We start from the raw sequence: 22,240 nt of genomic DNA, 5'->3' as shown, positions 1-22,240 counted from the left end.
CCGGACTTAACTCAGGCAGCGGCCTTGAGTATACGCGCTTCGCTGTTCCGCAGGCGCGTCAAATAGCGATCCGTGAAATCGGCGGGCGCCGCCTCCCGAACGGTCTGGCGTTCCGCCAGCACCTCGCGCCAGGCCGCAATCCTTGGCAGATCATCGGTCAGTCCCGTCGATACCACAGTCTCGATTGCGTCGAGCTGCCGGAAGGCCGGCGCAAAGACTGCATCGACGAGGCTGAAGCCGGTACCGGCAAAGAAGGGGCCCGCCACAACAGCTTCCAGTCGTTGTAGTTTGGCCGCGAGAGCGCTTCGGGCAACATCGAGCTCGCCGTCATCCTTGGCCGCGCTGAGCCGCCAGAGATCACCAAGCACTTGGGAGCCGAACTCGATCCAGGAGCGATGCTGCGCCCGTTCAAGCGCATCGGCCGGATGCAAACGCGCGCCGGTGGTGGTTTCTTCAAGATATTCGAGAATGACGGCGCTTTCGAAAACGATCGCGGGCTCGTGCCCTTCGCGTTCGACCTTGAGCACCGGCACCTTGCCAAGGGGGGAGATTGCCAGGAACCAATCGGGTTTGTTGGCGAGGTCGATATAGACGACGTCGAAATCCACGCCCTTTTCCTTGAGGGCAATAACGGCCCGCTGCACATAGGGGCACGTGGGGAAACTGATCAGCGTAAGCTTGGACATAGTCTGCTTCTAGTGTTGCGGCGAACGTTGTTCGCCAGCGGTTTGACAAGCCTTGCCCTGATTTTCACACTGAGGACAAGATACAAGAAAGAGGGCCGAACGAGCGGCCCTCTCGAAAATGCGGCAACCGGCTCTACTGCGCCGGCGTCGGCTCACCCAGTGACAACATCAGCCGGTTGGCCCAGTTGAAGAATGCCGAGGCGGAAATAGCGTCGGCGATGGCGAAGTCATCGAGACCTTCCGACCGCAGCCGTTCGATGTTTGCCGTGGTGAAATTGTTCGGCGTGTCGGTGAGTGCGACGGCCGCTGCAGTCACCGCGTTCCACCGCGGCCCGAGGTCCGCGCCGGTGCCTTCGTCAAGAAGACGCTGGACATCGTCGCGACGCTTGGAATGGGTGGATGCAAAGCGCGCATGGACCGAGGCGCAAAAGATGCAGCCATTGTGCCGCGACGTCGCCGTGGCCGCCAATTCGCGCTCGGCCCGCGGAAGACCGCCCTCGGGATTGTAGAAAATGTCCTTGTCCGCCTTGGTGCGCGCTTCGAGCACCTCAGGATCATGCGCGAGCAACAGGAAATAGGGCGATTTTGCCCGGGAGGCGTCGACGAGACCGGTATAGTGGCGTTCGGTCAACTCTGCCTCAGCCAGCGGCTGGGCCCAAGGGGTCCAGCCGATTTCGGCCTGGGTAAAAACATTCGGGGTCTTTGCAGGTTCGGTCATGTCGATCCTCAGGCGTTAAGGGCAGCGGCAGGCTCTGCACCGACGGTTGCTGCGGCAAGGGCGGCAAGACCATCAATGAGGCGAACCTGGAAGGCGGTGTAGGAAACCAGCTGCGACAGGGTAACGATGGCAGCGGTGCTAAAGCCGGCGGCGCTCAGGGCGGCGATGGCATCGGCGCTGGCATCGCGCGGCCGGAAAACCAGCAGATGGGCGTGGTCAAACGCGGCCGAAAGCCGGCTTCCGAGCGTCTGGCGACCGGCGGCGCTGACAACGAAATGCAGACCGGCCTGGTTTTCGTTCGAAAGTGGTCCGGCGGGATAGTTCCCATAGGGACCGTGCGTTGCGCCCTGATCCACGGCGTCTTCCACCACCGCGGACAGCAGCTTCCCACCTTCGATCTCTGCCAGCTTTTCTGCATAGTGTGCCGACAGGTGAGGCTGACGATGCAGACTGGCCACAAAGCTGGCGATGGCAGCACGTTCGAGCACCGAAAGCTGGCTGGCGTCCACAGGCTCGAACAGTGCGTCATATGCCCGCTGGATGTTGTCGCGCGCCACCGAACGATGCCGGCGCACCAGATCCAGGTGCGAGCCGGGGACGATACCCAGCAGATCGTCAATAAGGTCAGTATTGCTCATGAGTGTGCTCCTGTAAAAATCAGCCAGCGACGGCCAGTTTGGGATTGGCTGACGTACCGGTGCGCCAGCCGAGGGCGCGGGCGACCTGGGTGCCCGCAAGCTCGATCGAGCGCAGGATCAGCGGGTGGGGTGGATCTACCGAGTGCACCTGGAACGAGATGTCGGTCACCCGGTCCAGGACGGCATCTTCGGCCAGCGTTTCGATCACGTCGCCGGGATCGCCGACATGGGTGTCGAGCGCGCGGATGATGTCCTCAAGACGGTCGCCATCGAAGAGATGCCCGCCCTTTGCAAAGCCGGCCGCGGCCCGGCGCAGGCCCTTTTCGGCCCAACGCAGCGCCTCGCTCCGATCGTCGCTGACGAACAGCGATCGCGAGGCCAGAATGCGCGGCTCGACGCCGGCAGGCAGGGCATCGAGATAGGCATCGATGATGGGAAGTTGCAGATCGGCCAGCGATGCGCGAGGTGCCTCGGGCGAGCGCGGTTGAGTGCCCGAGAGCATGAGACCATCGCCGGCGAGCCCGGCGCGACGCCCCCCATCAACGGAAAAAGTCGCTTGCCAGATCCGGCCCAACAGCGTCTTGCCGTCGGGATAGAGCCGATTGCCGCCGCCGAGTTCACCGCCGGAAAGCGCGGTGCGCAGCGCAGCGAGATTGCCGTTGTAGATGCTGCTGCGCTCCGCCGCCTCAAGGCCGAAGGCGGCGAAAGAGGCGGGCGTGCCGCCGCTACCCACGCCCAGCTCGAGGCGCCCATGGCTCAGCAGATCGGTGACCACAGCGTCTTCGGCCACCCGTACCGGCTGGTCGAGCGGCAGGGTAACGATGGCGGTGCCCAACCTTATGGTGCTGGTGCGCGCCGCCGCATGACCAAGGAAGACGAAGGGCGAGGGAAGCCCGCCTTCGTCCCGATGGAAATGGTGCTGAGCCACCCACGCGGTGTCGAAGCCCGAGGCCTCAGCGCGCACGATCTGTTCGAGCGCGAAATGAAAGCGCTCGGACGGCGAGGCATCGTCCAGCAGGCGGGTAAAAAAGCCCAGCCGCTTTGGTGCTTGCGTGGTCATCGGCGTCTCCTTGGTCTTGTAAACGGGGAGCGCTTGCCGCCGGGAATGGCGGCGATGAGATCCCTGGTGTAGGGCGAGACGGGATTGTCGAACACATCCCGGACAGCGCCCGTTTCAACGGCCTTGCCGGCCTGCATCACTGTCACTCGGTGGGCGATCTGCCGCACGACAGCGAGGTCGTGGGTAACAAAGACATAGGCGAGGCCAAGCCGCTCCTGCAGATCGACGAGCAGCCGCAGGATCTGCGCCTGCACGGTAACGTCGAGCGCAGACACCGCCTCGTCGAGGACAAGGATGCGCGGCTCGAGCACCAAAGCCCGGGCGATGGCAACGCGCTGGCGCTGCCCGCCGGAAAGGGCGCGCGGGCGACGCTGCAGAAGGTCGGCGTGCAACCCGACACGATCAAGCGTCTCGCGCACGCGCACGTGTCGCTCTGCCCCGGATAGCCGCTCAAAATTCAGCAGCGGTTCCTCAATGATCTTTTCGACGCTCATCAGCGGATCGAGCGAGGAGAAGGGATTTTGATGCACCAGCTGAATGGTTTTTCGAAGCTGCCGCAAAGCGTCAGGACGCAGCTTGTCTATTGCCTGCCCGAGGACACGAACCTCGCCGCCGGTCGGCGTCTCGAAGCCCACAAGCGTACGGATCGTCGTTGTCTTACCCGAGCCGGATTCGCCCACGATGGCGTGGGTCGTGCCGGCCGAAACAGAAAAGCTCACGTCATCGACGGCCCGGAAGGACTGGCCGCGGCCGAGCGCGAAATCCTTGATCAGGTTCTCGACACTAAGAACCGGGTCTGTGGCTGACGGCGCCTCGCGATAGGCGCTTTCGGCGAGAGCCGGGGCATCCGCGAGCAGTTGACGGGTGTAGTCGGAGGTGGGTTTTTCGAGAACGTCCGTGGTCTTGCCGGTCTCCTGAATCCGGCCATGTCGAAGCACGATGACACGATCGGCCCGGTCAGCGACAACGCCAAGGTCGTGCGTAACCAGCAGAACGGCAGTTCCGGTTTCGCGGCGCAGATCATCGATGAGATCGAGGATGCGCCGCTGCACGGTGACATCGAGCGCACTTGTCGGTTCGTCGGCAATGATCAGCCGCGGGCGCAGGGCGATGGCGCTGGCAATCAGCACGCGCTGCTTCATGCCGCCGGAAAGCTCGTGCGGATACTGGTCATAGCGCAGCGCCGGATCGGACAGGCCAACCCGCTCGAACAGCGAAATGACCAGTTCGCGGATATGCGCTTCGCCGCGCTGGCCAGCGAGACGAAAGACCTCGCCAACCTGTTTGCCAACCGTCATCACCGGATTGAGCGAGGCGCCCGGATCCTGCGGAATAAGGCTGACAACCTTGCCGCGAATGGCATTGAACCGCCTGTCATTCCAACTGCTGACCTCGACGCCGCCGATGCGAATGCTGCCCGCTTCGACCTCACCATTCTCGGCCAGGAGACCGATGACGGCCTGTGCTGTGGTGGTCTTGCCCGACCCGGACTCGCCGACGAGCGCGACAACTTCGCCTGCGGCGACCGAAAAGCTGACGCCGTGGACAACACGCCGCGCCTGGCCGCTCTCGCGATAGGCAATGGAGAGATCCTCGATATCAAGGATGCGGTCCGCCAGCACTTCGGCACTGTCGCGGGCCAAGGTTGTAACAGTCATGACCGGGCCCTCAGAGCAAGGCTGATCCGATTGGCCGCAAGCACCACGAGGATGACGGCGAGACCCGGAAACACGGTCAGCCACCAGGAGGTCGTCATGTATTTGCGCCCCTCGGCGATCAGCAGCCCCCATTCCGGAATCGGCGGCGGCGCGCCGTAACCCAGGAAACCAAGGGTAGCGATTGCGAGGATGGCGACCCCGAATTGCAGCGCTGCATAGGCCAGCACCGTCCCAAGGCTATTGGGCAGGACATGGCGCCAGAGCACATTGAGAAAACGGCCACCACTGCCAAAGGCGGCTTCGACATAGTCGGCGCGCCGAACGCGGATCACCTCGGCGCGGGAGAGACGGGCAAAGCTTGCGACCGAGGTGGCACCCACCGCGATTGCGACATTGGTCGTGCCGAAGCCGAGAATGATGATGATGGAGAGTTGCAGCAAAAGACCGGGCACCGACAGCAGCGTATCGACGAGCCGCATGATCGTATCGTCAACCACGCGCCGGCTCGAACCGGCGATAAGGCCCAGAGCCGTGCCGCCGGTAAAACCGACCGTCACCGCTATAAGCGCGCCACTCAGGGAGTTTATGGCGCCGTAGATGATGCGTGCAAACACATCCCGGCCAATCTCGTCCGTTCCCAGCCAGTGCTCGGCGCTGGGTGGCTTCAGCTGGTTCCCGGCAAGGCCGATGGTGCCCGAATGGGGCGTGAACAGTTGCGGCGCCAAGGCAAAGGCGATGGCCAAGGCGATCACCAGCCAGGAGAGCACCAGGGTGGGCTCGAGCCGCGGCCATTTGACGAGCTGAACGCGCGATTTGAGCGCCGTCGTCGGTTTCGACAGGTCAAGCGTAGTCATGCCGCAGCTCCAATCTTGCGGTTGAGACGGGGGTCGATCAGCGGTGCCGCGAGGTCGACCAGCAGATTGACGAAGACAAAGCCCAGGGCTGCGAGAACGACGATGGCCTGAAGAACGGCGGTATCCTGATTGGACACGGCCTGCTCGGTGACGCGGCCGAGGCCGTTGAGCCCAAAGACCGTTTCGGTCACGACGGCCCCCGCCAGCAGATCGCCGAAAAGCACGCCGGCAATGGTCAGGACCGGCAGGATGGCGTTGCGCAGCATATGGCGGAAGAGGATCCAGGCCCGGGACGCGCCCTTGGCACGAACCACGGCAATAAAGGGTTGGGCCTCGATCTCATCGAGACTGCGGATAAAAACCTGCGCCAGCGGTGCGGCGATGGGGATAGCCAGGGTCGCGACCGGCAGGACCAACTGCTGAAACTCGTTCGGATTGATCACCGGCACGAGCCGCAGCCGGAACGAGAATATCTGGATGAGGACAATCCCGATCCAGAAGACCGGCAGGGCAGCAAGAAGCGAGGGGGCGGAGGCGATAAGGCTGCGCAGCCAGCGCAGGGGCGCCAACGTTGCCGCGAAGGCGACAAGCAGTGCGAGCGCAATCGCCGCTACCAGGCCCAGGCTGGAAAGGCGCAGTGTTGCAGGCAGATTGACGGCGATGAGGTCGCGAACCGGCACGCCGGCCTGCACAGAATAACCGAAGCTACCCTGAACAAAATTCCACACGGTATTGCCGAACTGAACCCAGATCGGGGCATCGGCGCCATAGAGCACGCGAATTTCGGCGATCTGTTCGGGCGTCAGACCCATTTCGGGGTTCTGATACTTGATCAATATCGCATCGCCCGGCAGCGCCTGAAGCAGCAGGAACGACGCTGCAAAGGCGAGCAGCAGAACGATGGCAGCCTGACCGATACGGCTCAGCAGATAATTGGACATGCCTCTACCCCTTCGCGTTGGTGCCGGCCCCGCATGCGCGGGACCGGCCGTTGTCGGTTACCGGGGCGAGAGCCAGGTGTTGTAAAAGCTCGGGCGGGCAACGGCATCGAAGCTGACATCGTGCACATAGGGCGCGCCGGCGAAGACCTGCGGCTCTTCAAAGATCGGGATCACATAGGCCTGATCGAGGAGGTAGCGCTGCGCGTCACCGGCAAGACCCAGACGCTTTTCCGCATTTGGTTCGGAGGCGATCTTTTCGAGCAGGGCATTGAGATCGGCGTCGACAAAGCTTTGCACCTTGTCGGAGAGCCCGCCCTTCTGCAGCAGCGCGTCGCGGTTCTTGGGATAGAAGTTGGACTTGATGACGTCCGGATCGGCGCGACCGACCATAGCGGGGCGCAGCGGCGTTTTGGCAGGGTCGAGATTGTCGGTGGCCGCGCTGCCGCTATCACCGGCGAGAACGTTGAGCTTGACCCCAACGTTTGCCCACTGCTGGCTCAGAAGCTGGAGTGTCGCGCGGTTCTGCGGCTGCGGCAGGGATTCGTAGACATTGAGCTCAAGCTTGGCACCGTCCTTTTCGCGGATGCCATCGACACCGACCACCCACCCGGCTGCATCGAGCAAAGTCTTCGCCTGGTCGGGATCGAAGGTCAGTTCCTTGGAGAGGTCGACGTAACCAAGGGCAGTGGAAGCGATAACCGATGTCGCCTTGGGATAGTGGCTGGAGAATAGCGTCGAGACGATTTCGTCGGTATTGGTCGCATGTGTCAGCGCCTTGCGGACACGGACGTCTGCAACCAGCGGATTATCCGGACGGAAGGAGACGTTGTTGTTCACCCCGCGGGTCGGCGCGGAAATGACGTTGTAGCCGACGGACTCGACCTGCGCCTCGTCATAGGCCTGCACCTGGCGGATGATATCTGCCTGGCCGGCGAGCAGCGCGCCGATGCGCACGCTGTCCTCAGGGGTGACGATATACTGAATCTCGTCGAGATAGGCGCGGCCCTGGTGCGCAAAGCTCGCGGGCGCCCAATCATAGTCTTCACGCGCCTTCAGCGTCAGGCTCTGCCCAAGCGTTTCGCTGGCGACGGTGAAAGCGCCCGACCCAACGATCTTGGTTGCATCGCCCAGGTCGTTGAACGGCAACTCGAGCGTCGCCGGCGAGACCAGCCCGGAGCCGATCACCGCCGTGCCCTGCAGGAAGCCCGGCGCCGAAGCCTTGAAATAGAAGCGGACGGTCAGATCGTCGACCACTTCGCTGTGGTCGTAGTTGTTGATGACTTCGGATACCGGATAACCGAGCTCCTTGTTGCCCAGGCCATAGGTGTCGAAGTTCTTTGCCACGGACGCAGCGTCGACCGGCGTGCCATCCGAAAAGGTCACGCCAGGGCGGATCTTGAATGTATAGACCTTGGCGTCGTCGCTGACTTCCCAGGATTCAGCGATCCAGGGCTCCACAGCCAGCGTCTTTGGGTTCTGCCAGGTCAGCTTGTCAGTGATCTGATTGAGAATGCCGCTATTGGGATAAAAGCCACCGGACGGCGGATAGAGATTGGTGTGCGCCTGTTGCTCGAGATAGACGAGCGTACCGCCCGTCACCGGCGCATCCTGCGCCATGGCTCCGAATGCGAGCGTCGCCGAAAGGGCCGTGGCTCCCGCCAATTTGAGAGCAGTCCGGCGGGTAATGAAACTGGAAAAGGTCATTTTTTGTCCCTGAATGCTGCCGGTCGTCGGCAGAAAGCATGACAAAACGATACGCTTCCCCCACAATACATCAAGAATGTAGATAGAAATCGTAGACTATAAGGATTTTCGGGGTGGGTGATTTTTTCCGTCGGACAACCGGGCCGCGCAAATCACTCATCTTTAACTCAATGAAAGAGCTCAAGCAGGGACCGGTCTCGTTTACCGCGACGGTACTTTCCGGATTATCGTGGCGTGATATCGAAGCAATCAGAACGAAGCAGAGCCGATGGGAAGTACAGGCATGAGGGTGTTCGACGTAGCCGTTCTGGGGCTTGGTGCCATGGGGAGCGCCACATTTTACCAATTGGCCAAGGCCGGCGTGGACGTTGTCGGCATCGATCGCCACTCGCCTCCGCACAACCAGGGTTCAACCCATGGGGAAAGTCGCATCACGCGTCGCGCGATCGGCGAAGGCCTGCAATATGTGCCGCTGGTTATGCGCAGCCACGAGATCTGGCGGGAGTTGGAGGCAGCCACAGGCGCCTCGCTGCTGCATGAGGTGGGTTGCCTTGTCATCTCCCGCGCCAATGATGAAACCGAGCGCCCCGGCCGCACTGGCTTCATCCAGCGCACCCGACAGGCCGCGGAACGCTACGACATCGCGCATGAGATCCTGAGCGCCGAACAAATCCGCCAGCGCTTCCCCCAATTCGATGTTGCCGACGAAGAGATCGGCTATTTCGAGCCCGGTGCAGGCTATGTGGAGCCCGAGCATTGCGTTGCGGCCCAACTCGAACTGGGCAAAAGCCTTGGCGGCACGGCGCTGACCAATACTCTTGTCAGCCGCATTGAGCATACGGACGATGGCGTTGTATTGCACACCGACCAAGGGGTAATCGCCTCAAGACGGCTGGTGCTTTCGGCCGGCAGTGGCGCCCCGGGTCTGCTGGGCGCGCCGTTCAGCACCTTTCTCAGCCCTACCCGCCAGACGATGCACTGGTTTACCCTTCGCCCGGAACTGCGAGAGCACTGGGCGAACGGCCCGGTCTTCATCTGGCCGCATGGGGAAAGCGCCGATGACTTCTTCTACGGCTTTCCCGAAATCGACGGGTTGGGCGCGATCAAGATCGCCGATGAGTATTATGGCGACGCCATCAATCCCGACGAGATCGACCGCGATGTGCCACTCTCGGCCTCAGAAGATAAGTTCAAACGGCACGTAGCGCCACGGCTGCGAGGCGTTTCGGGTCAGCGCCACAAGGCAGTGACCTGCCTTTATACCGCCACCCCTGACAGTGGCTTTGTCATCGACTTTCACCCCAACGATGACAAGGTTCTCATCGTATCGCCCTGTTCGGGTCACGGCTTCAAGCACTCGGCAGCGATTGGCGAAGCTGCAGCGCAATTGATTACCACTGGCCAAAGCGCCATTGACCTAAGCGCGTTCCGCATCGACCGCTTTTAGCGGACGGCTGGCGTCGGGCACCTGGTCTGCCAGACCGCCCGGCGCTCGCGCCTTCAGCTACGTTCAACTCATCCAAGCCGAAATCCCAGAAGGAATTTCTACCGGCATCGCGATACGCAGCGAAAGGGTTTCTCGACGCCATCCGACTAAATACTCTACTACTATGATAGACTTAATAACTCTAATTCCTATCGTAGATCGACGTGGCCCACATAGCAGCCAAAACCACCGACGACGTCCTGCCGCTGGAAGACCGGCCGGTCCTTGCCAGAACAGGTCGCGCCCACACGCTGCGCGGGGGCGCTGTGTGGGCAATTGCCTTAGCTGTGCTCGCCTATTGCATCTGGGGCATCGCAACGAATCAGGCCATGCGTTGGGACTCCATCGCGCGCTTCCTGACCGCACCGATCATCCTGCAGGGCGTGCTGATCACAATCGCGATCGCCTTCTGCGCTGCCGTCTTCGGGCTTTTTGGCGGGTTGGTTGTCGCGCTCATGCGTATGTCGCAGAACCCGCTGATCCGCTCGATCGCCATTGGGTATCTCGGCCTCTTCCGTGCCGTGCCGCTGCTCGTCCAGATCCTGATCTGGTACAATCTCGGCACTTTCCTGCCGCGGCTGGGGCTCGGCATTCCCTTTACAGATATCGGAATTTTTGGCGACACAAACGCCATCCTGAGTCCATTCGTTGCCTGCCTCGTGGCCCTCGCGCTCAATCAGGCCGCCTATATGGGCGAGATCATTCGTGGCGGGCTACTCTCTGTGCAGCCAGGGCAGATCGAAGCAGCCATCGCTCTTGGCATGACCCCGCAAAAGGCGTTTCGCCGCGTCGTCGCACCGCAGGCAGCCCGCTCGATTATCCCGCCCCTCGGCAATGACATGATCAACCTGCTCAAGGCGACATCGCTTGTGTCCGTTGTCGGTGTCGGTGACCTCATGACGCGTGCTCAGGGCATCTATGCGAGCAACTACCAGGTCATCCCACTGCTGATCGTTGCCAGCATCTGGTATTTGATCCTGACCGTGCTGATCACCTTCGTTCAGACATTGCTCGAACGCCGCTTTGCGGCGGGAGCCACGAGATGAACCACATCAGCGTCTCCCCTAACCTGCCGCTCGAACCAGCCTTGGTGCGGGTCCGCAGCCTCTCCAAGAATTTCGGCGCAAATCGCGTCCTCGACAACGTCAACCTCGATGTGCGGCAGGGCGAAGTACGTTGCCTCATTGGCCCCTCCGGCTCCGGCAAGAGTACGTTGCTGCGTTGCCTCAACGGACTGACCGATTTTGACGATGGGGCCGTGGTACTCGATGGGACGCGCGTCGGCTATGCGGAGCGCGGCGGCGCCCTGCGCCCCTGGACCAGCAGAGAAGCCGCCTTCTTCCGGCGGCGCGTGGGCTTGGTTTCACAGCACGTCAATCTGTTCTCGCATCGCACGGTGATCGAGAATGTCATCGAGGGGCCGGTTCAAGTGCTCGGAACCCCGCGTGCCGAGGCCGTTAGGGCTGCCTCTGAATTACTGGCGCGCGTCGGCCTTTCCGACAAGCACGACAGCTATCCAAGCCAGCTTTCCGGTGGCCAGCAGCAGCGCGCGGCAATCGCCCGGGCGTTGGCCATGGAGCCCAAAGTCATGCTCTTCGACGAAGCCACCAGCGCGCTCGACCCCGAACTTGTTGGAGAAGTGCTGAATGTCATGCAGGCGCTAGCCCGCGACGGCATGACCATGGTGGTCGTGACCCATGAAATGCGCTTTGCCGAGGAAGTCGGCGACACGATCGCGGTGATGGATGCCGGTCGCGTGATTGAAGATGGCACAGCTGCCGATGTCTTCGGACGACCAACCAATCAACGCACTGCGGACTTCCTCAAGGACCATTCCGGCTTCCGCCGTCAATAGCGCGGGCCGCACCAGTTTGGGGAATTGTCCCCATCTTGCCAAGAAAGCAAACGACGTGACCAACCTCCTCCTCAGCAGCATCAAGGCAGCAGCGCTTGCCCTCGTGCTCGGAACTTCACTCGCGGCAACGCCCAGCTTTGCCCAGGACGCCGCAGCCGAAGCGGCGCGCGCACTGCTCCCCGCCAACATTCGCGCCGCCGGCACGCTTAATGTCAGCGCTTCGACTGTCTACGCGCCACACTCCTTCTTCAAGGAAGGCACGACAGAATTTACCGGCTACGAGATCGACCTCTTCAACGAAGTGTCCGAAATTCTCGGCCTCAAGCCAGTTTATACCGAAGCCCCGTTCCAGCAGCTGATCGCCGGCGTCAAATCCGGCCGCGCCGATGTCTCGCTCGGTGACCTCGGCGACAATGACCTGCGCCGTCAGGAGGTCGACTTCATCGATCACACGCGCCTGACGTTCCAGTTGCTGATCGATGACGCGGAAAAGGACAATATCAAGACCGTATTCGATCTCTGCGGCCGTGATCTCGGTGTTGTCCAGGGCACGACAAACATCATCTTCAAGGCTCTTGCTCAGTGCGAGGCGAAGGGCCTGCCAAAGGCCAACTTCATTGAATTTCCGGACGCAACCGCCAAGGACCAGGCTATCCAGTCCGGTCGCCTGCCGCGCGCCGATATCTCGGCCACCGCCGTCGGCCGCTTCCGTGAGGCCGCCGGGCTGACGCCGGGTCAGATCCTTGTGCCTGCGCCTGAACTGGGCGACCTCTATATCGGCTTCATCGTCGACAAGGGCCACACCGAGCTCGCTTCGGCCATCGACGCAGCGCTCAAGATCCTTTTCGAGAACGGCCGTTATGCCGAAATCCTCGCAGCCTACAACATCTCCGATCTGAACCTTGACGCTCCTGGGGTCAATATCGGCCAGAACGCCTCCAACTGGGTGCAGCCCAAGCCGGCTAGCTAACTCTCTGAAACCTCAACTCCTCGGGCGCCGGAATCCCGGCGCCCTTCTCCATCGACACCGGTAGACCATGCCCAACGCACGCCCCACTCCCAGCCAGATGAATATCGCCGTTCTCGTTTCCGGCGGCGGCAACCACCAGGGGGCCTGGCGGCGCGCAGGAAGCAACATCGAGGCAGCCAACACGCCTGCCTTTTATGTGAATTTCGCGCGGGCCGCGGAAGCGGCAAAAATCGACGCCATCTTTTTTGCCGACATCCCTAGCCTGGCTCCCAAAGCGCTGGCCGCGGGCCCGGTTCTGAATGCCTTCGAGCCCCTCATACTGACTGCCTATCTCGCTGCCAGCACGAGCAGGGTGGGTCTGGTTTCGAGCGTCTCGACCAGCTTTTCCGAGCCCTACACCATTGCCCGCCAGTTCGCCTCGCTCGATCGCGCTTCCGGCGGCCGCGCTGGCTGGAACATTGTCACCTCCGCCACCGGTGAAAAGAACTATGGCAATGCGCCCCTGCCCGATCAGGACGTGCGCTATGCCCAAGCCGCCGAGTTTGTCGAACTGGCCAAGCGCCTGTGGGACAGTTGGGACGAAAATACGCTCGTCATCGATCGAGAAAGCGGCGTGTTCGCCAACAATGCGGATGTCAGGCCCACCGATTTTCACGGAAAGTTCTTCGACGTTGCCGGTCCGCTCAATGTCCAGCGTCCACCGCAGGGATGGCCTGTGCTGTTCCAGGCCGGAGCATCGCCGATCGGCCGCGCCTTTGCCGCCGAAACCGCCGAAGGCATCTTTACCGCCCAGCAGACACTCGACGACAGCCTCGAATTCGCCCATGACGTCCGCAGCCGCGTAGCCCGCGCCGGGCGTAACCCGCGCGGGGTGAAAGTGCTGCTTGGCATCACCCCGATCATCGGTGCCACTGAGGCCGAAGCGAAGGCCGTAGAACGCGAGCTGGGCAACTTCATCGATATTGGTACCTCGCTGCGCAAGCTCAACAGCTACATACCGGGCGTCGATCTCAGTACGCTCGATCTCGACAAACCCATTCCGCGCGATGTGCTGCCGGATGTGTCTGCCGTGCAGGGCCGGCAGAGCCGCTACAAGATTTTCGCCGATTTAACGCTCAATGACGGTTGGACCTTGCGCGAGCTCGTCAAATTGACCGGCCGGTCCGACGGGCACTGGAGTGTCACCGGCAGCCCCGAGCAAATCGCGGACCAGATGACCGAGCGGTTCCTTGCCGACGCCTGCGACGGCTATGTCGTTATGCCAGCTTACCATCCCGAAGGATCTGAACTGTTCTTCAGTGCCGTGGTGCCCATTCTGCAGGAGCGGGGTCTCTTCCGCAGGGAATACGAAGGCAGCACGCTGCGCTCGCATCTCGGGCTCGACGTCCCGCCGCGATAACTATCGGAACACCGATGCCGGCCACAACGATGCCCGCCGCATCGGGGCCCGCCGGCCGTACCATTTGATCATAAACACCCTGGAGCAGACCATGAGCCGAACCGCCCACCTGATTACAGCGCAAGAACTGACCGACAGACTGGGCGCGCCCGATCTCAAGGTCTTGGATGCCTCGTGGTACCTGCCAGCACAGGGACGCGATGGGCGCGCCGAGTTTGAGGCTGGCCACATTCCAGGCGCGCAGTTCTTCGATATCGAAGCCGCATCGGATCCCGACAGCTCTCTGCCCCATACCCTTGCCTCCCCAGCTCATTTTGAGGCAACGATCCGCTCGCTAGGCATCAACGAGGGTGACGAGGTCGTCGTCTATGACGGAGCAGGACTGTTCAGCGCAGCCCGAGCCTGGTGGAATTTACGTCTTGCGGGGATCGATCGCGCGCGAGTGCTGGACGGCGGCTTTCCGGCCTGGACGCGCGCCGGTTTCGCCGTTGACCGCGGCCCGTCCCCAAAGGTTTCGGATGGGAGCGTCCGCGTACGCTATGACGGCCACCGCATCACCTCGTTCTCGCGCATGCTCGAGCGCGTAAAGGCCGGAGATGTCCACATTCTCGATGCTCGTGCCGCCGCCCGCTATGCAGGCACTGTCGCCGAGCCGCGTCCGGGCCTGTCGTCCGGGCACATGCCGGGCAGCACCAACATTCCCTTTTCCGCGCTGCTGACCACCTCCGGACATGTTCTCCAAGACGCAGAGCTCGCTGCGCTTTTCGATAGCAATGGCGTCGATAACGCCAAATCGATCGTCACCACCTGTGGGTCAGGCGTCACCGCTGCAGTCTTGTCCCTGGGGCTCGCCATTCTGGGCCGCACCGATGTCTCGCTCTATGATGGCTCCTGGAGCGAGTGGGGCGGACGCGAAGAAAGCGCTTCGTTGATCTCGCGCTCGGGTCCATCGACTATCGCATGAACACACTTGCCTTCCGGGCCATCTGCCTCAAAATGAGGACATGGCAAGGCGAGACAATGAAACGGCTGAGATTTCGCTCGTTGGCGGAAGATCAACGGTCACCCGGAAGGGCGATGTCGTCTTTCGACAGTCCGCTCCCTGCTCCAAGACGGTCGTAGCTTTGCTGCAACATCTCGAGGCTGAAGGCTTCGAGCATGCGCCATCTGTCATCGGCCAAGGCTTCGATGACCAGGGCCGGGAGATGCTGAGCTTCGTCGAGGGAGAAAGCCCTCACCCCTTCCCCTGGTGCGATGGAGCCCTGCCGATGCTGGGCGCCATGCTCAGAAGGTTGCATCGCACATCCGCTTCATTCACGCCGCCCGCCGATGCGGTGTGGCGGCCCTGGTTCGGACGCACGATTGGCATACCAAACGTCATCGGTCACTGTGACACCGGGGCGTGGAACATCATCGCGCAAAACGGCCTGCCGGTTGCCCTGATCGATTGGGAGGAGGCAGGCCCCGTCGATCCCATCGTCGAACTTGCCCAAGCTGCCTGGCTAAATGCACTGCTTTTTGACGACGACCTCGCCGAAAAGCTGGGGCTGGGGAGCGCGGAAACCCGGGGCAAACAGGTGCGTCTCTTGCTCGATGGCTATGAATTGCCGACAGCGCAGCGGGTGGGGTTCATGGACCGCGTCAGGGACTTTGCCGTACTCAATGCGGCGAACGAGATTTCGAGCAATCCGGAGCTGCAAAGCAGTGATCCCGCGGCGCTGCTGGAGGCTGTGGTCTGGCGAAGCCGAAGTGCGGGATGGCTGGTGCGAAACCACGCGACGCTGGATCGCGTCGTCACGGCGCGGCTCTAATCAGTCTCCGAAAGGCTCCAGTACCGGCCACAGGGTCGGGCGTCTTCAGAATTTCGGTTGCATGCGCGGCGTGCTGACGTTGGACGTGAACCGCCAGATGGCGACGATATCGTCGGAGAGGCCAGAAAAGGCATCGGCCGGAGCGACAAGGCCGAAACCCGGCAAATAGTCGGCATGTGTTGGGAAGAAATCTACCTGGCGTTTTCAGCGATCCATCAAGGGCGGATCGTGCGGCATTTTCGCGATTTCCTGTTGCAGGCCAGCGGTATTCGTTGAGGCTACCAGCGCAGGCCCGAAGGGCTCGGGCGCTTGAAATGGTCGGTGAGCGCCAGGAGCACCACCATATGCAGGCGCTCCTTCGAGCCGGGGTCCTTGAGACATTTCACGCGCGAAGACACGGTGAATTTCAGCCCGTTGCGCAGCCCCGTCGCCGTATAGGAGAGCAATTGGGCGGCGGCATCGTAGCTGGCCGCAACCACCTTGAACTCCATCCTCGTCACCTTCATCCAGGGACCAAACCAGGGCCATCATGGACCCGGTTGGTCGCCTTCATCAAGGGGTGCGTTCCAAGCCGTCGACCCAGACATGGGCAATATTGGCGCGGGTCGTTCCATAGATGAGCTTTTGGAAGATCGCGGCCGGGTCAGTTTCCACGAAAAGGCGGATGGCGCCCGACTTCGCCGTTGTGTCGATGGCGAGAGCGTCGAAACGGTAGCCGGGAGCGAGGACGCCAATGGGTAAATCGAGGGCCTCACCGCCGCCGGCCGTGGCGAGATGGAAGGCGGTGACGAGATCGATCGCCGAATTGGGACGGCCGCGTTCGTCGGATGGCAGGTCCGGGTCGGTGCCTTCAGCGAGCATGCGGGAAGACTGGACCGTGGTGCGGACGGCTTCGAACATCGAGGCGGAGGGGCCGCCGGAAATGTCAGTGCCGAGGCCGACATGAACGCCTTTTTCCAGCGCGTGGCGCAGCGGAAAAACGGAATTGGCGAAGTAGATGTTGGAAAGGGCGCAATGGCCCACCGCCGCGCCGCGGGCGGCAAGGCGTTCCATGTCTTGGTCCGTGAGGAAGTTGGAATGAGCGAGGACGCTCTTCCGCGTGAGCAGCCCGAAGGAGTCGAGCGCTTCGGCGTCAGTGACGCCGAAGCGGGATAGGACATGGCTGTGGGCCCAGTCGCTTTCCGAACAATGGGTCTGGACGTGGCAGCCGCACTCTTGGGCCAAAGCGCCGAGGCCTGCGAGGGCTTCGTCGGTGCAGGAGGGAATAAACCGTGGGGTTATGACTGGGAGGACGCGCCCTGCCCCGTTTTCGGGATGGGTACGGATGTGATCGATGACAGCGCGGGTTTCGGCTAACGCCATCTCGGCGCTCTCGTCGCGATAGTAGTCAGGGCAGGCGGCGGGATCGTCCATCACCACCTTGCCGACGAGGGCGCGCTGGCCTTTTTCGATGCAGATGTCGGCGAGGAGCTTTGTCGCCGCTTCGTGTTGGGTGGCGAAATAGAGGGCTGTCGTGGTGCCGGTGGCGAGAAGATCCTCCACGAGGACCGAATAATGCTCGCGAGCGAAATCGAGGTCGGCGTAGCGGGCTTCCAGCGGGAAGGTGTATTTTTGCAGCCAGACTTCAAGCGGCTCATCGAGGGCGAGGCCAAGCTGAGGGTATTGCGGCGCGTGGATGTGGAGATCGACGAGGCCGGGGAGGCCATAGTGGCCGTCGGCCAGGCGATGGAGGCGGTCACCGAGTTCGGCTTCAACCAGGGTGCGCATGGAATCGCCGGCGGGATGGATGTCGATGATCGTGCCCGTGTCATCCACACGAATGAGGACGTTTTCCAGCACCTCCAGTTTTTCACGCGTCGGCGCGTGGAAGAAGGTGCCGATAATGCCTGCGCCGGAAATGTTCATGTCCACCAGACGATCTTGTGCGTTTCGCTCGTTTGTGAAAGGGCCGGGGAGGAGCCGATCCCAGGTCTCTTCGAGCGCCCCAGATGCTGGCGGATGGCGACCTCATCGGCGGCCGAAAGGATGAGGTCGTCAGGCAGGGTCATGCTCGGGCTTGGGCCCTTGTCTTGAGGGCGCGCTGGGCGCGGTAGGAGAAGAGGATCAGCGCGAGGACCGTCACCACGAAGGGGATGGTCTGGATGATCTCGCCGGGGATCCAGTTGAAGAGATTGGGCATCACCACGGCAAGGCCTTCGAAAATGCCGAAGAGCAAGGCGGCGAGCATGGCGCCGACCGGATGGCGGGCGCCGAGCAGCACCGCGCCGAGGGCGATGAAGCCGCGGCCGGAGGTCATGTCACGGGTGAAGCCGATATAGTTGAACATGGCGAGCTGAGCCCCGCCGATACCTGCGAGAGCGCCCGAGGCAACAAGGCTCCAGGCACGAACCTTGCCGACCGGAATGCCGGCGGCTTCAGGCGCCGCCGGATATTCACCGACGCCACGGAGCCAGAGGCCATAAGGCGTGCGGAAAAGGAAATACCAGACCGCAAAGACCATGAAGACGCCGAGCCAGGAGAGGATCGAGTGGCCCGAGAGCAGGGCTTTCAGCGTCGGCCCGATCAGCGGGATGGCCTCAAGGAAAGAAAGGTTTACGGCCGGGACGGCCTTGGACTGGAGATTGATAGAGGTGCCCTTGTCTCCGCCCGTAGCCTGGGCCAGAGCGAAAACGGTGCCGCCGGTCGCGAGGATGTTGACGGCGAAGCCGACGAGGATGATGTCGGCCTTGAAGCGCAGATGGAACAGCGCCATCAGCGCGCCGAGCATGGCGCCGGCGGCGACGCCCGAGAGCACCGCGACGTACCAGGGCGCATAGACCGAGACGATGACCGCGGTGAGCGCCGCAATCAGCATCATGCCTTCGAGCGCCACGTTTAGCGCGCCGGACAGATCCGAAATCAGGCCGCCGAGCGTTGCGAAGAGCAGCGGCGTGGTGGTGCGGATGACGGTGACGAAGAAGGTGGCCGAAAAGACCGTGACGAGGAGTTCGATCATTTGGCGGCTTCCGGCGTAGCGGGGGCAGGCTTCTTGCCGAGGAGCCCCATGAAGAACTTCTTGCCCGGGAGGGAGAAGGACGAAGCAACGAGGAGGATAATGATAGCCTGGACCACCGAGATCATTTCGGTCGGCACGTCGGTGCGAATACCCATGAGCTGGGCGCCCTGGCGGAGATAGCCATAGGCCAGTGCCACGAAGGGCACGGCAAGAGGCCGCGAGCGGGCGACGATGGCAATGAGAATGCCTTCGAAGGCGAGGTTGCCGTCAAAGCTCTGCGCCAGATTGCCGAAGGCCCGGCCCTGCACGAAGACGGAACCCAGAAGGCCGCCAAAGGCGCCGGCGACGGTCATTGCCGAGACCATGATGAAGCTCGAGCGGATGCCAGCATATTCGGCGAATTTTGGATTGTGCCCGACGAGGCGGAGTTTTAGGCCCCAGCTGGTGCGGTAGAGCAGGAACCAGACCGCGAAGGTGGCAACGAGCGCAATGATGATGCCGAGATCGAAGCGCGTGCCGGGGATGATGGCGGGGAAGATCGCCGTATCGGGGAACTTTGCCGTCATCAGCTGGCCGGTGCCGGCGGGCGCGAGATGGGCGCGGATGAGATAGTTCACCACCAGGATGGCGATGTAGTTGAGCATCAGCGAGGAGACGATCTCGCTGGCGCCAAAGCGGGCCTTGGCATAGCCGGGAATGAAGCCATAGACAGCGCCCGCGCACATGGCGGCCAGCATGGCGACCGGAATGGCGAGAGGCGTCGTGCCGATCGGCGACATGGCGATGAGGGCGGCGAAGAGACCGCCCATATAGACCTGGCCCTGCACACCCATGGAGAATTGCCGCGCCTGAAAGACGAGGCTGAAGGCAAGGCCGGTCAGGGTCAGCTTGGCGACATCGTCGATCCAGAGGCCCATGGTGCGGTTGGACGAGAGCGGCGCCGTCAGCAAGGTTCGGAAGGCGGCACCGGGATCGGCCGAGGTGCAGAGAATGACGATCAGCGCCACGGCAAGCGCGATAACCACCGCGGTCAGGGCGCGGCCGGCTTCGCGGCGAACGGCTTTCCAGCGGGAGGGAGAAGTGGTGCTCATTGGAGGGCTGCCCGCATGGTTTCGGGGTCCTGGCTCGAAAGGCCGAGCATATAGGTGCCCAGCGTTTCGGCGGTGAGATCGTCGGAATTGACGAAGGCGGCAACGATCTTGCCGCGATAGAAGACGACGAGGCGATCGGAGAGCGCCAGGAGCTCGGAGAGATCGGCCGAACTCAGCAGCACGGCAGCGCCGCCATCGCGAGCATCGGTAAGCGACTTCCAGATGAACTGGGTGGCGCCGAGATCGACGCCACGGGTCGGCTGATTGACGAGGAGCAGTTTGGGCTGCTCCGAAAGTTCGCGGGCAACGACCACCTTCTGCATGTTGCCGCCCGAAAGCGTGCCGACGGCATAACCGGGGCCGCCGGAGCGGATGGAGAAGCGCTCGATCAGCGACAGGGCATTGGCCTTCATCGCCTTGAGGTCGAGAAGGCCGTTGCGTACGAAACGCTTGTCGGCAAGGCGTGTCGCGATGAGGTTTTCGGCGATGGTGGCGCCGGTAGCGAGGCCGCGGGCGATGCGATCTTCAGGGATGCTGGCAAGGCCCTGCTCGCGGCGCTCGAGCACGCTCAGCGGGGAAAGGCTCGTGCCATTGAGATACACGACGCCATCGGCGATGGGGCGGAGGCCGGCGATGGCTTCGAGCAGTTCGGCCTGGCCGTTACCTTCGACGCCCACGAGCCCTAGAATTTCGCCGGCATGAACTTTTAGATTCAGATCCTGCGCAATAGTGGCGCCGCTTTCGGCGGTGAGTTTGAGCGCCTTGACCTCGCAGGCGACGTCGCCGCGACCCTTGGTGCGATCAACGCGCAGGGCGATTTCGCGGCCGACCATCATGGTGGCTAGGCTGTCTTCGGTGACATCCCTGGCATTGACCGAGCCAACGGTCTTGCCGCCACGCATCACGGTGATGCGGTCGGAGATTTCCAACACCTCGGGCAGCTTGTGGGCGATGAAGATAACGGTGCGCCCCTGAGCCACCAGCGCACGAACGGCGACGAAAAGTTCTTCGACCTCCTGCGGCGCGAGCACAGCGGTCGGCTCGTCGAGAATGAGAATTTTGGCGTCGCGATAGAGCGCCTTGAGGATTTCGACGCGCTGCTGCTGCCCCACCGGAAGCTGGCCGACCGGCGGCAGCGGATCGACGGCGAGACGGAATTTTTCGGAGAGCTCGCGAACCCTGGCGATGGCTTCGTTGCGATCGAACCTGATGCCATTGCGCGGTTCGGAACCGAGCACGACGTTTTCATAGACCGAGAAGGACGGAACCAGCGAGAAATGCTGGAACACCATGCCGATGCCCTGGTCGATGGCTTCGCGCGGATTGGCGAAATTGACGGGCTTGCCGTCGAGGCGGATTTCACCGCGATCGGGCTGTTCGATGCCGAACAGTATCTTCATCAGCGTCGATTTGCCGGCGCCGTTTTCGCCGACGACGGCATGCACCTCGCCCGCCGAAACGGAGAGATTGGCGCCGTCATTGGCGACAGTGCCGCCGGGATAGGTCTTGCCGATGGAAAGGGCTTCGAGCAGAGGCGCCATGCCCGGACTCCGCATGCAGAAAAAGGCCCCGCCCGAAGGCGGGGCCGAAAAGATGAACTTACTGGATCGCCGTTTCGACGGTGATTTCGCCGGAGATGATCTTTGCTTCTTCAGCATCGACTTCGGCGCGAACTTCGGCCGGGACCAGCTTTTCATAATAGGCGTTCTTGGCAATGCCAACGGCGCCATCGGCAAGGCCGAGCAGCAGGTTGCTGCCATAGGGCGCCGTGCCATCGAGGGTCTGCTGCAGGGCGGTGAACAGGGAGTCGCCGACCTTCTTTTCCACCGAGGTGAAGATCACGGCCGACTGGGCGGGATCGTTGGCTTCGAAGATCGCGGCCTGGTCGCTGTCGACGCCGACGGCAAGCTTGCCCTCGTCGCGTGCAGCCTGCAGGGCGCCGATACCGGTGCCGCCGGCGATCGGGAAGACGATGTCAACGCCCTGAGCGAACTGGGCCAGAGCCAGTTCCTTGCCCTTGGCCGGATCGGTGAAGGTGCCGGCCACGGCGCGGGTCACCTGCACATCGGGATTGGCAGCCTTGGCGCCCTGCTCGAAGCCGACGGCGAATTCGAGAATGGTCGCGCCTTCGACGCCAAGGATTTCACCGATCTTGCCGGTTTCACTGATCTTGGCAGAAGCGTAGCCAGCTAGGTAGGCGGCCGTCGAGATGCGGTAATTGATGGCGAGGATATTGCCGAAATTGCCGGTCGAGTAATCGGGCGCATCATCGAAAATGATGAACTTGGTTTCCGGGTAGTCCGGAGCCAGTTCGGCCATGAAGCCGGTCATTTCCCAGGTACCGGCGATGACGACGTCATAGCCCTGGTCGGTG

Annotated in this window: 22 protein-coding genes; 8 read left to right on the top strand and 14 right to left on the bottom strand. The window is 62.3% G+C overall.

Annotation, left to right across the window (positions count from 1 at the left end):
- Window positions 1–11: 11 nt before the first annotated feature.
- From J0I64_RS09865 to J0I64_RS09830, 8 genes are all read right to left on the bottom strand, one after another.
- Window positions 12–686 carry a glutathione S-transferase family protein gene (locus tag J0I64_RS09865; RefSeq protein WP_291407639.1) on the bottom strand — a complete coding sequence of 225 codons (675 nt, stop codon included), beginning with the start codon at window positions 684–686 and terminating at the stop codon, window positions 12–14.
- A 133-nt stretch (window positions 687–819) separates the two neighbouring features.
- On the bottom strand, window positions 820–1,404 hold the full coding sequence (locus tag J0I64_RS09860; RefSeq protein ID WP_291407637.1) for an alkylhydroperoxidase domain protein: 585 nt from the start codon (window positions 1,402–1,404) through the stop codon (window positions 820–822).
- An 8-nt stretch (window positions 1,405–1,412) separates the two neighbouring features.
- Complete coding sequence (locus tag J0I64_RS09855; protein WP_291407635.1) at window positions 1,413–2,042, bottom strand: CMD domain protein; 630 nt, start codon at window positions 2,040–2,042, stop codon at window positions 1,413–1,415.
- 19 nt (window positions 2,043–2,061) lie between these two features.
- Window positions 2,062–3,102 (bottom strand): putative FMN-dependent luciferase-like monooxygenase, encoded by a 1,041-nt coding sequence (locus tag J0I64_RS09850; RefSeq protein ID WP_291407633.1) that lies wholly within the window; start codon window positions 3,100–3,102, stop codon window positions 2,062–2,064.
- Window positions 3,099–4,760, bottom strand: a complete 1,662-nt coding sequence (locus J0I64_RS09845) for an ABC transporter ATP-binding protein (RefSeq protein WP_291407631.1) — start codon at window positions 4,758–4,760, stop codon at window positions 3,099–3,101. Before J0I64_RS09845 ends, J0I64_RS09850 begins: the two co-directional genes overlap by 4 nt.
- Window positions 4,757–5,614 carry an ABC transporter permease gene (locus J0I64_RS09840; protein ID WP_291407629.1) on the bottom strand — a complete coding sequence of 286 codons (858 nt, stop codon included), beginning with the start codon at window positions 5,612–5,614 and terminating at the stop codon, window positions 4,757–4,759. Before J0I64_RS09840 ends, J0I64_RS09845 begins: the two co-directional genes overlap by 4 nt.
- Window positions 5,611–6,555, bottom strand: coding sequence for an ABC transporter permease (locus J0I64_RS09835; RefSeq protein ID WP_291407627.1), 945 nt, complete (start codon window positions 6,553–6,555; stop codon window positions 5,611–5,613). The genes J0I64_RS09840 and J0I64_RS09835 overlap by 4 nt, the downstream gene beginning before the upstream one ends.
- A 57-nt stretch (window positions 6,556–6,612) precedes the next feature.
- Complete coding sequence (locus J0I64_RS09830) at window positions 6,613–8,259, bottom strand: TIGR04028 family ABC transporter substrate-binding protein (RefSeq protein ID WP_291407625.1); 1,647 nt, start codon at window positions 8,257–8,259, stop codon at window positions 6,613–6,615.
- 283 nt (window positions 8,260–8,542) lie between these two features.
- Between J0I64_RS09830 and solA the strand changes: the two genes are divergently transcribed.
- From solA to J0I64_RS09790, 8 genes are all read left to right on the top strand, one after another.
- Entirely contained in the window at window positions 8,543–9,706 is a 1,164-nt protein-coding gene (gene solA / locus J0I64_RS09825) for an N-methyl-L-tryptophan oxidase (RefSeq protein WP_291407623.1), read from the top strand.
- A gap of 203 nt (window positions 9,707–9,909) precedes the next feature.
- Complete coding sequence (locus J0I64_RS09820) at window positions 9,910–10,791, top strand: amino acid ABC transporter permease (protein ID WP_291407621.1); 882 nt, start codon at window positions 9,910–9,912, stop codon at window positions 10,789–10,791.
- A complete protein-coding gene (locus J0I64_RS09815; RefSeq protein ID WP_291407620.1) occupies window positions 10,788–11,600 on the top strand; it encodes an amino acid ABC transporter ATP-binding protein in 813 nt (270 codons plus the stop codon). Before J0I64_RS09820 ends, J0I64_RS09815 begins: the two co-directional genes overlap by 4 nt.
- Before the next feature lie 55 nt (window positions 11,601–11,655).
- Window positions 11,656–12,570, top strand: coding sequence for a transporter substrate-binding domain-containing protein (locus J0I64_RS09810; RefSeq protein WP_291407619.1), 915 nt, complete (start codon window positions 11,656–11,658; stop codon window positions 12,568–12,570).
- 67 nt (window positions 12,571–12,637) lie between these two features.
- Window positions 12,638–13,969 (top strand): LLM class flavin-dependent oxidoreductase, encoded by a 1,332-nt coding sequence (locus tag J0I64_RS09805; RefSeq protein ID WP_291407617.1) that lies wholly within the window; start codon window positions 12,638–12,640, stop codon window positions 13,967–13,969.
- Window positions 13,970–14,060: 91 nt separating this feature from the next.
- On the top strand, window positions 14,061–14,933 hold the full coding sequence (gene sseA, locus J0I64_RS09800; RefSeq protein ID WP_291407615.1) for a 3-mercaptopyruvate sulfurtransferase: 873 nt from the start codon (window positions 14,061–14,063) through the stop codon (window positions 14,931–14,933).
- A 160-nt stretch (window positions 14,934–15,093) separates the two neighbouring features.
- A complete protein-coding gene (locus J0I64_RS09795) occupies window positions 15,094–15,780 on the top strand; it encodes a phosphotransferase (RefSeq protein ID WP_291407613.1) in 687 nt (228 codons plus the stop codon).
- Window positions 15,781–15,837: 57 nt separating this feature from the next.
- Entirely contained in the window at window positions 15,838–16,056 is a 219-nt protein-coding gene (locus J0I64_RS09790; protein ID WP_291407611.1) for a hypothetical protein, read from the top strand.
- Between the two features lie 2 nt (window positions 16,057–16,058).
- Here the strand turns inward: J0I64_RS09790 and J0I64_RS09785 are convergent, their stop codons facing one another.
- The 6 genes from J0I64_RS09785 to J0I64_RS09760 all read right to left on the bottom strand — a co-directional run.
- Window positions 16,059–16,271 (bottom strand): hypothetical protein, encoded by a 213-nt coding sequence (locus J0I64_RS09785; protein ID WP_291407608.1) that lies wholly within the window; start codon window positions 16,269–16,271, stop codon window positions 16,059–16,061.
- Between the two features lie 61 nt (window positions 16,272–16,332).
- The gene (gene guaD, locus J0I64_RS09780; protein ID WP_291407655.1) at window positions 16,333–17,685 is read right to left on the bottom strand and encodes a guanine deaminase; all 1,353 of its coding nucleotides are present in this window, start codon (window positions 17,683–17,685) and stop codon (window positions 16,333–16,335) included.
- A 139-nt stretch (window positions 17,686–17,824) separates the two neighbouring features.
- Window positions 17,825–18,775, bottom strand: a complete 951-nt coding sequence (locus tag J0I64_RS09775; RefSeq protein WP_291407606.1) for an ABC transporter permease — start codon at window positions 18,773–18,775, stop codon at window positions 17,825–17,827.
- The gene (locus J0I64_RS09770; RefSeq protein ID WP_291407604.1) at window positions 18,772–19,866 is read right to left on the bottom strand and encodes an ABC transporter permease; all 1,095 of its coding nucleotides are present in this window, start codon (window positions 19,864–19,866) and stop codon (window positions 18,772–18,774) included. Before J0I64_RS09770 ends, J0I64_RS09775 begins: the two co-directional genes overlap by 4 nt.
- Window positions 19,863–21,407: an ABC transporter ATP-binding protein gene (locus tag J0I64_RS09765; protein ID WP_291407602.1), complete on the bottom strand. Its 1,545-nt coding sequence runs from the start codon at window positions 21,405–21,407 to the stop codon at window positions 19,863–19,865. Before J0I64_RS09765 ends, J0I64_RS09770 begins: the two co-directional genes overlap by 4 nt.
- 58 nt (window positions 21,408–21,465) lie before the next feature.
- A partial coding sequence (locus J0I64_RS09760; RefSeq protein ID WP_291407600.1) for a BMP family protein occupies window positions 21,466–22,240 on the bottom strand: 775 nt, incomplete at its 5' end.

It is taken from the genome of Devosia sp. (genome assembly GCF_017307565.1).
GTDB lineage: Bacteria > Pseudomonadota > Alphaproteobacteria > Rhizobiales > Devosiaceae > Devosia.
This window is presented reverse-complemented; position numbering and strand designations above follow the sequence as displayed.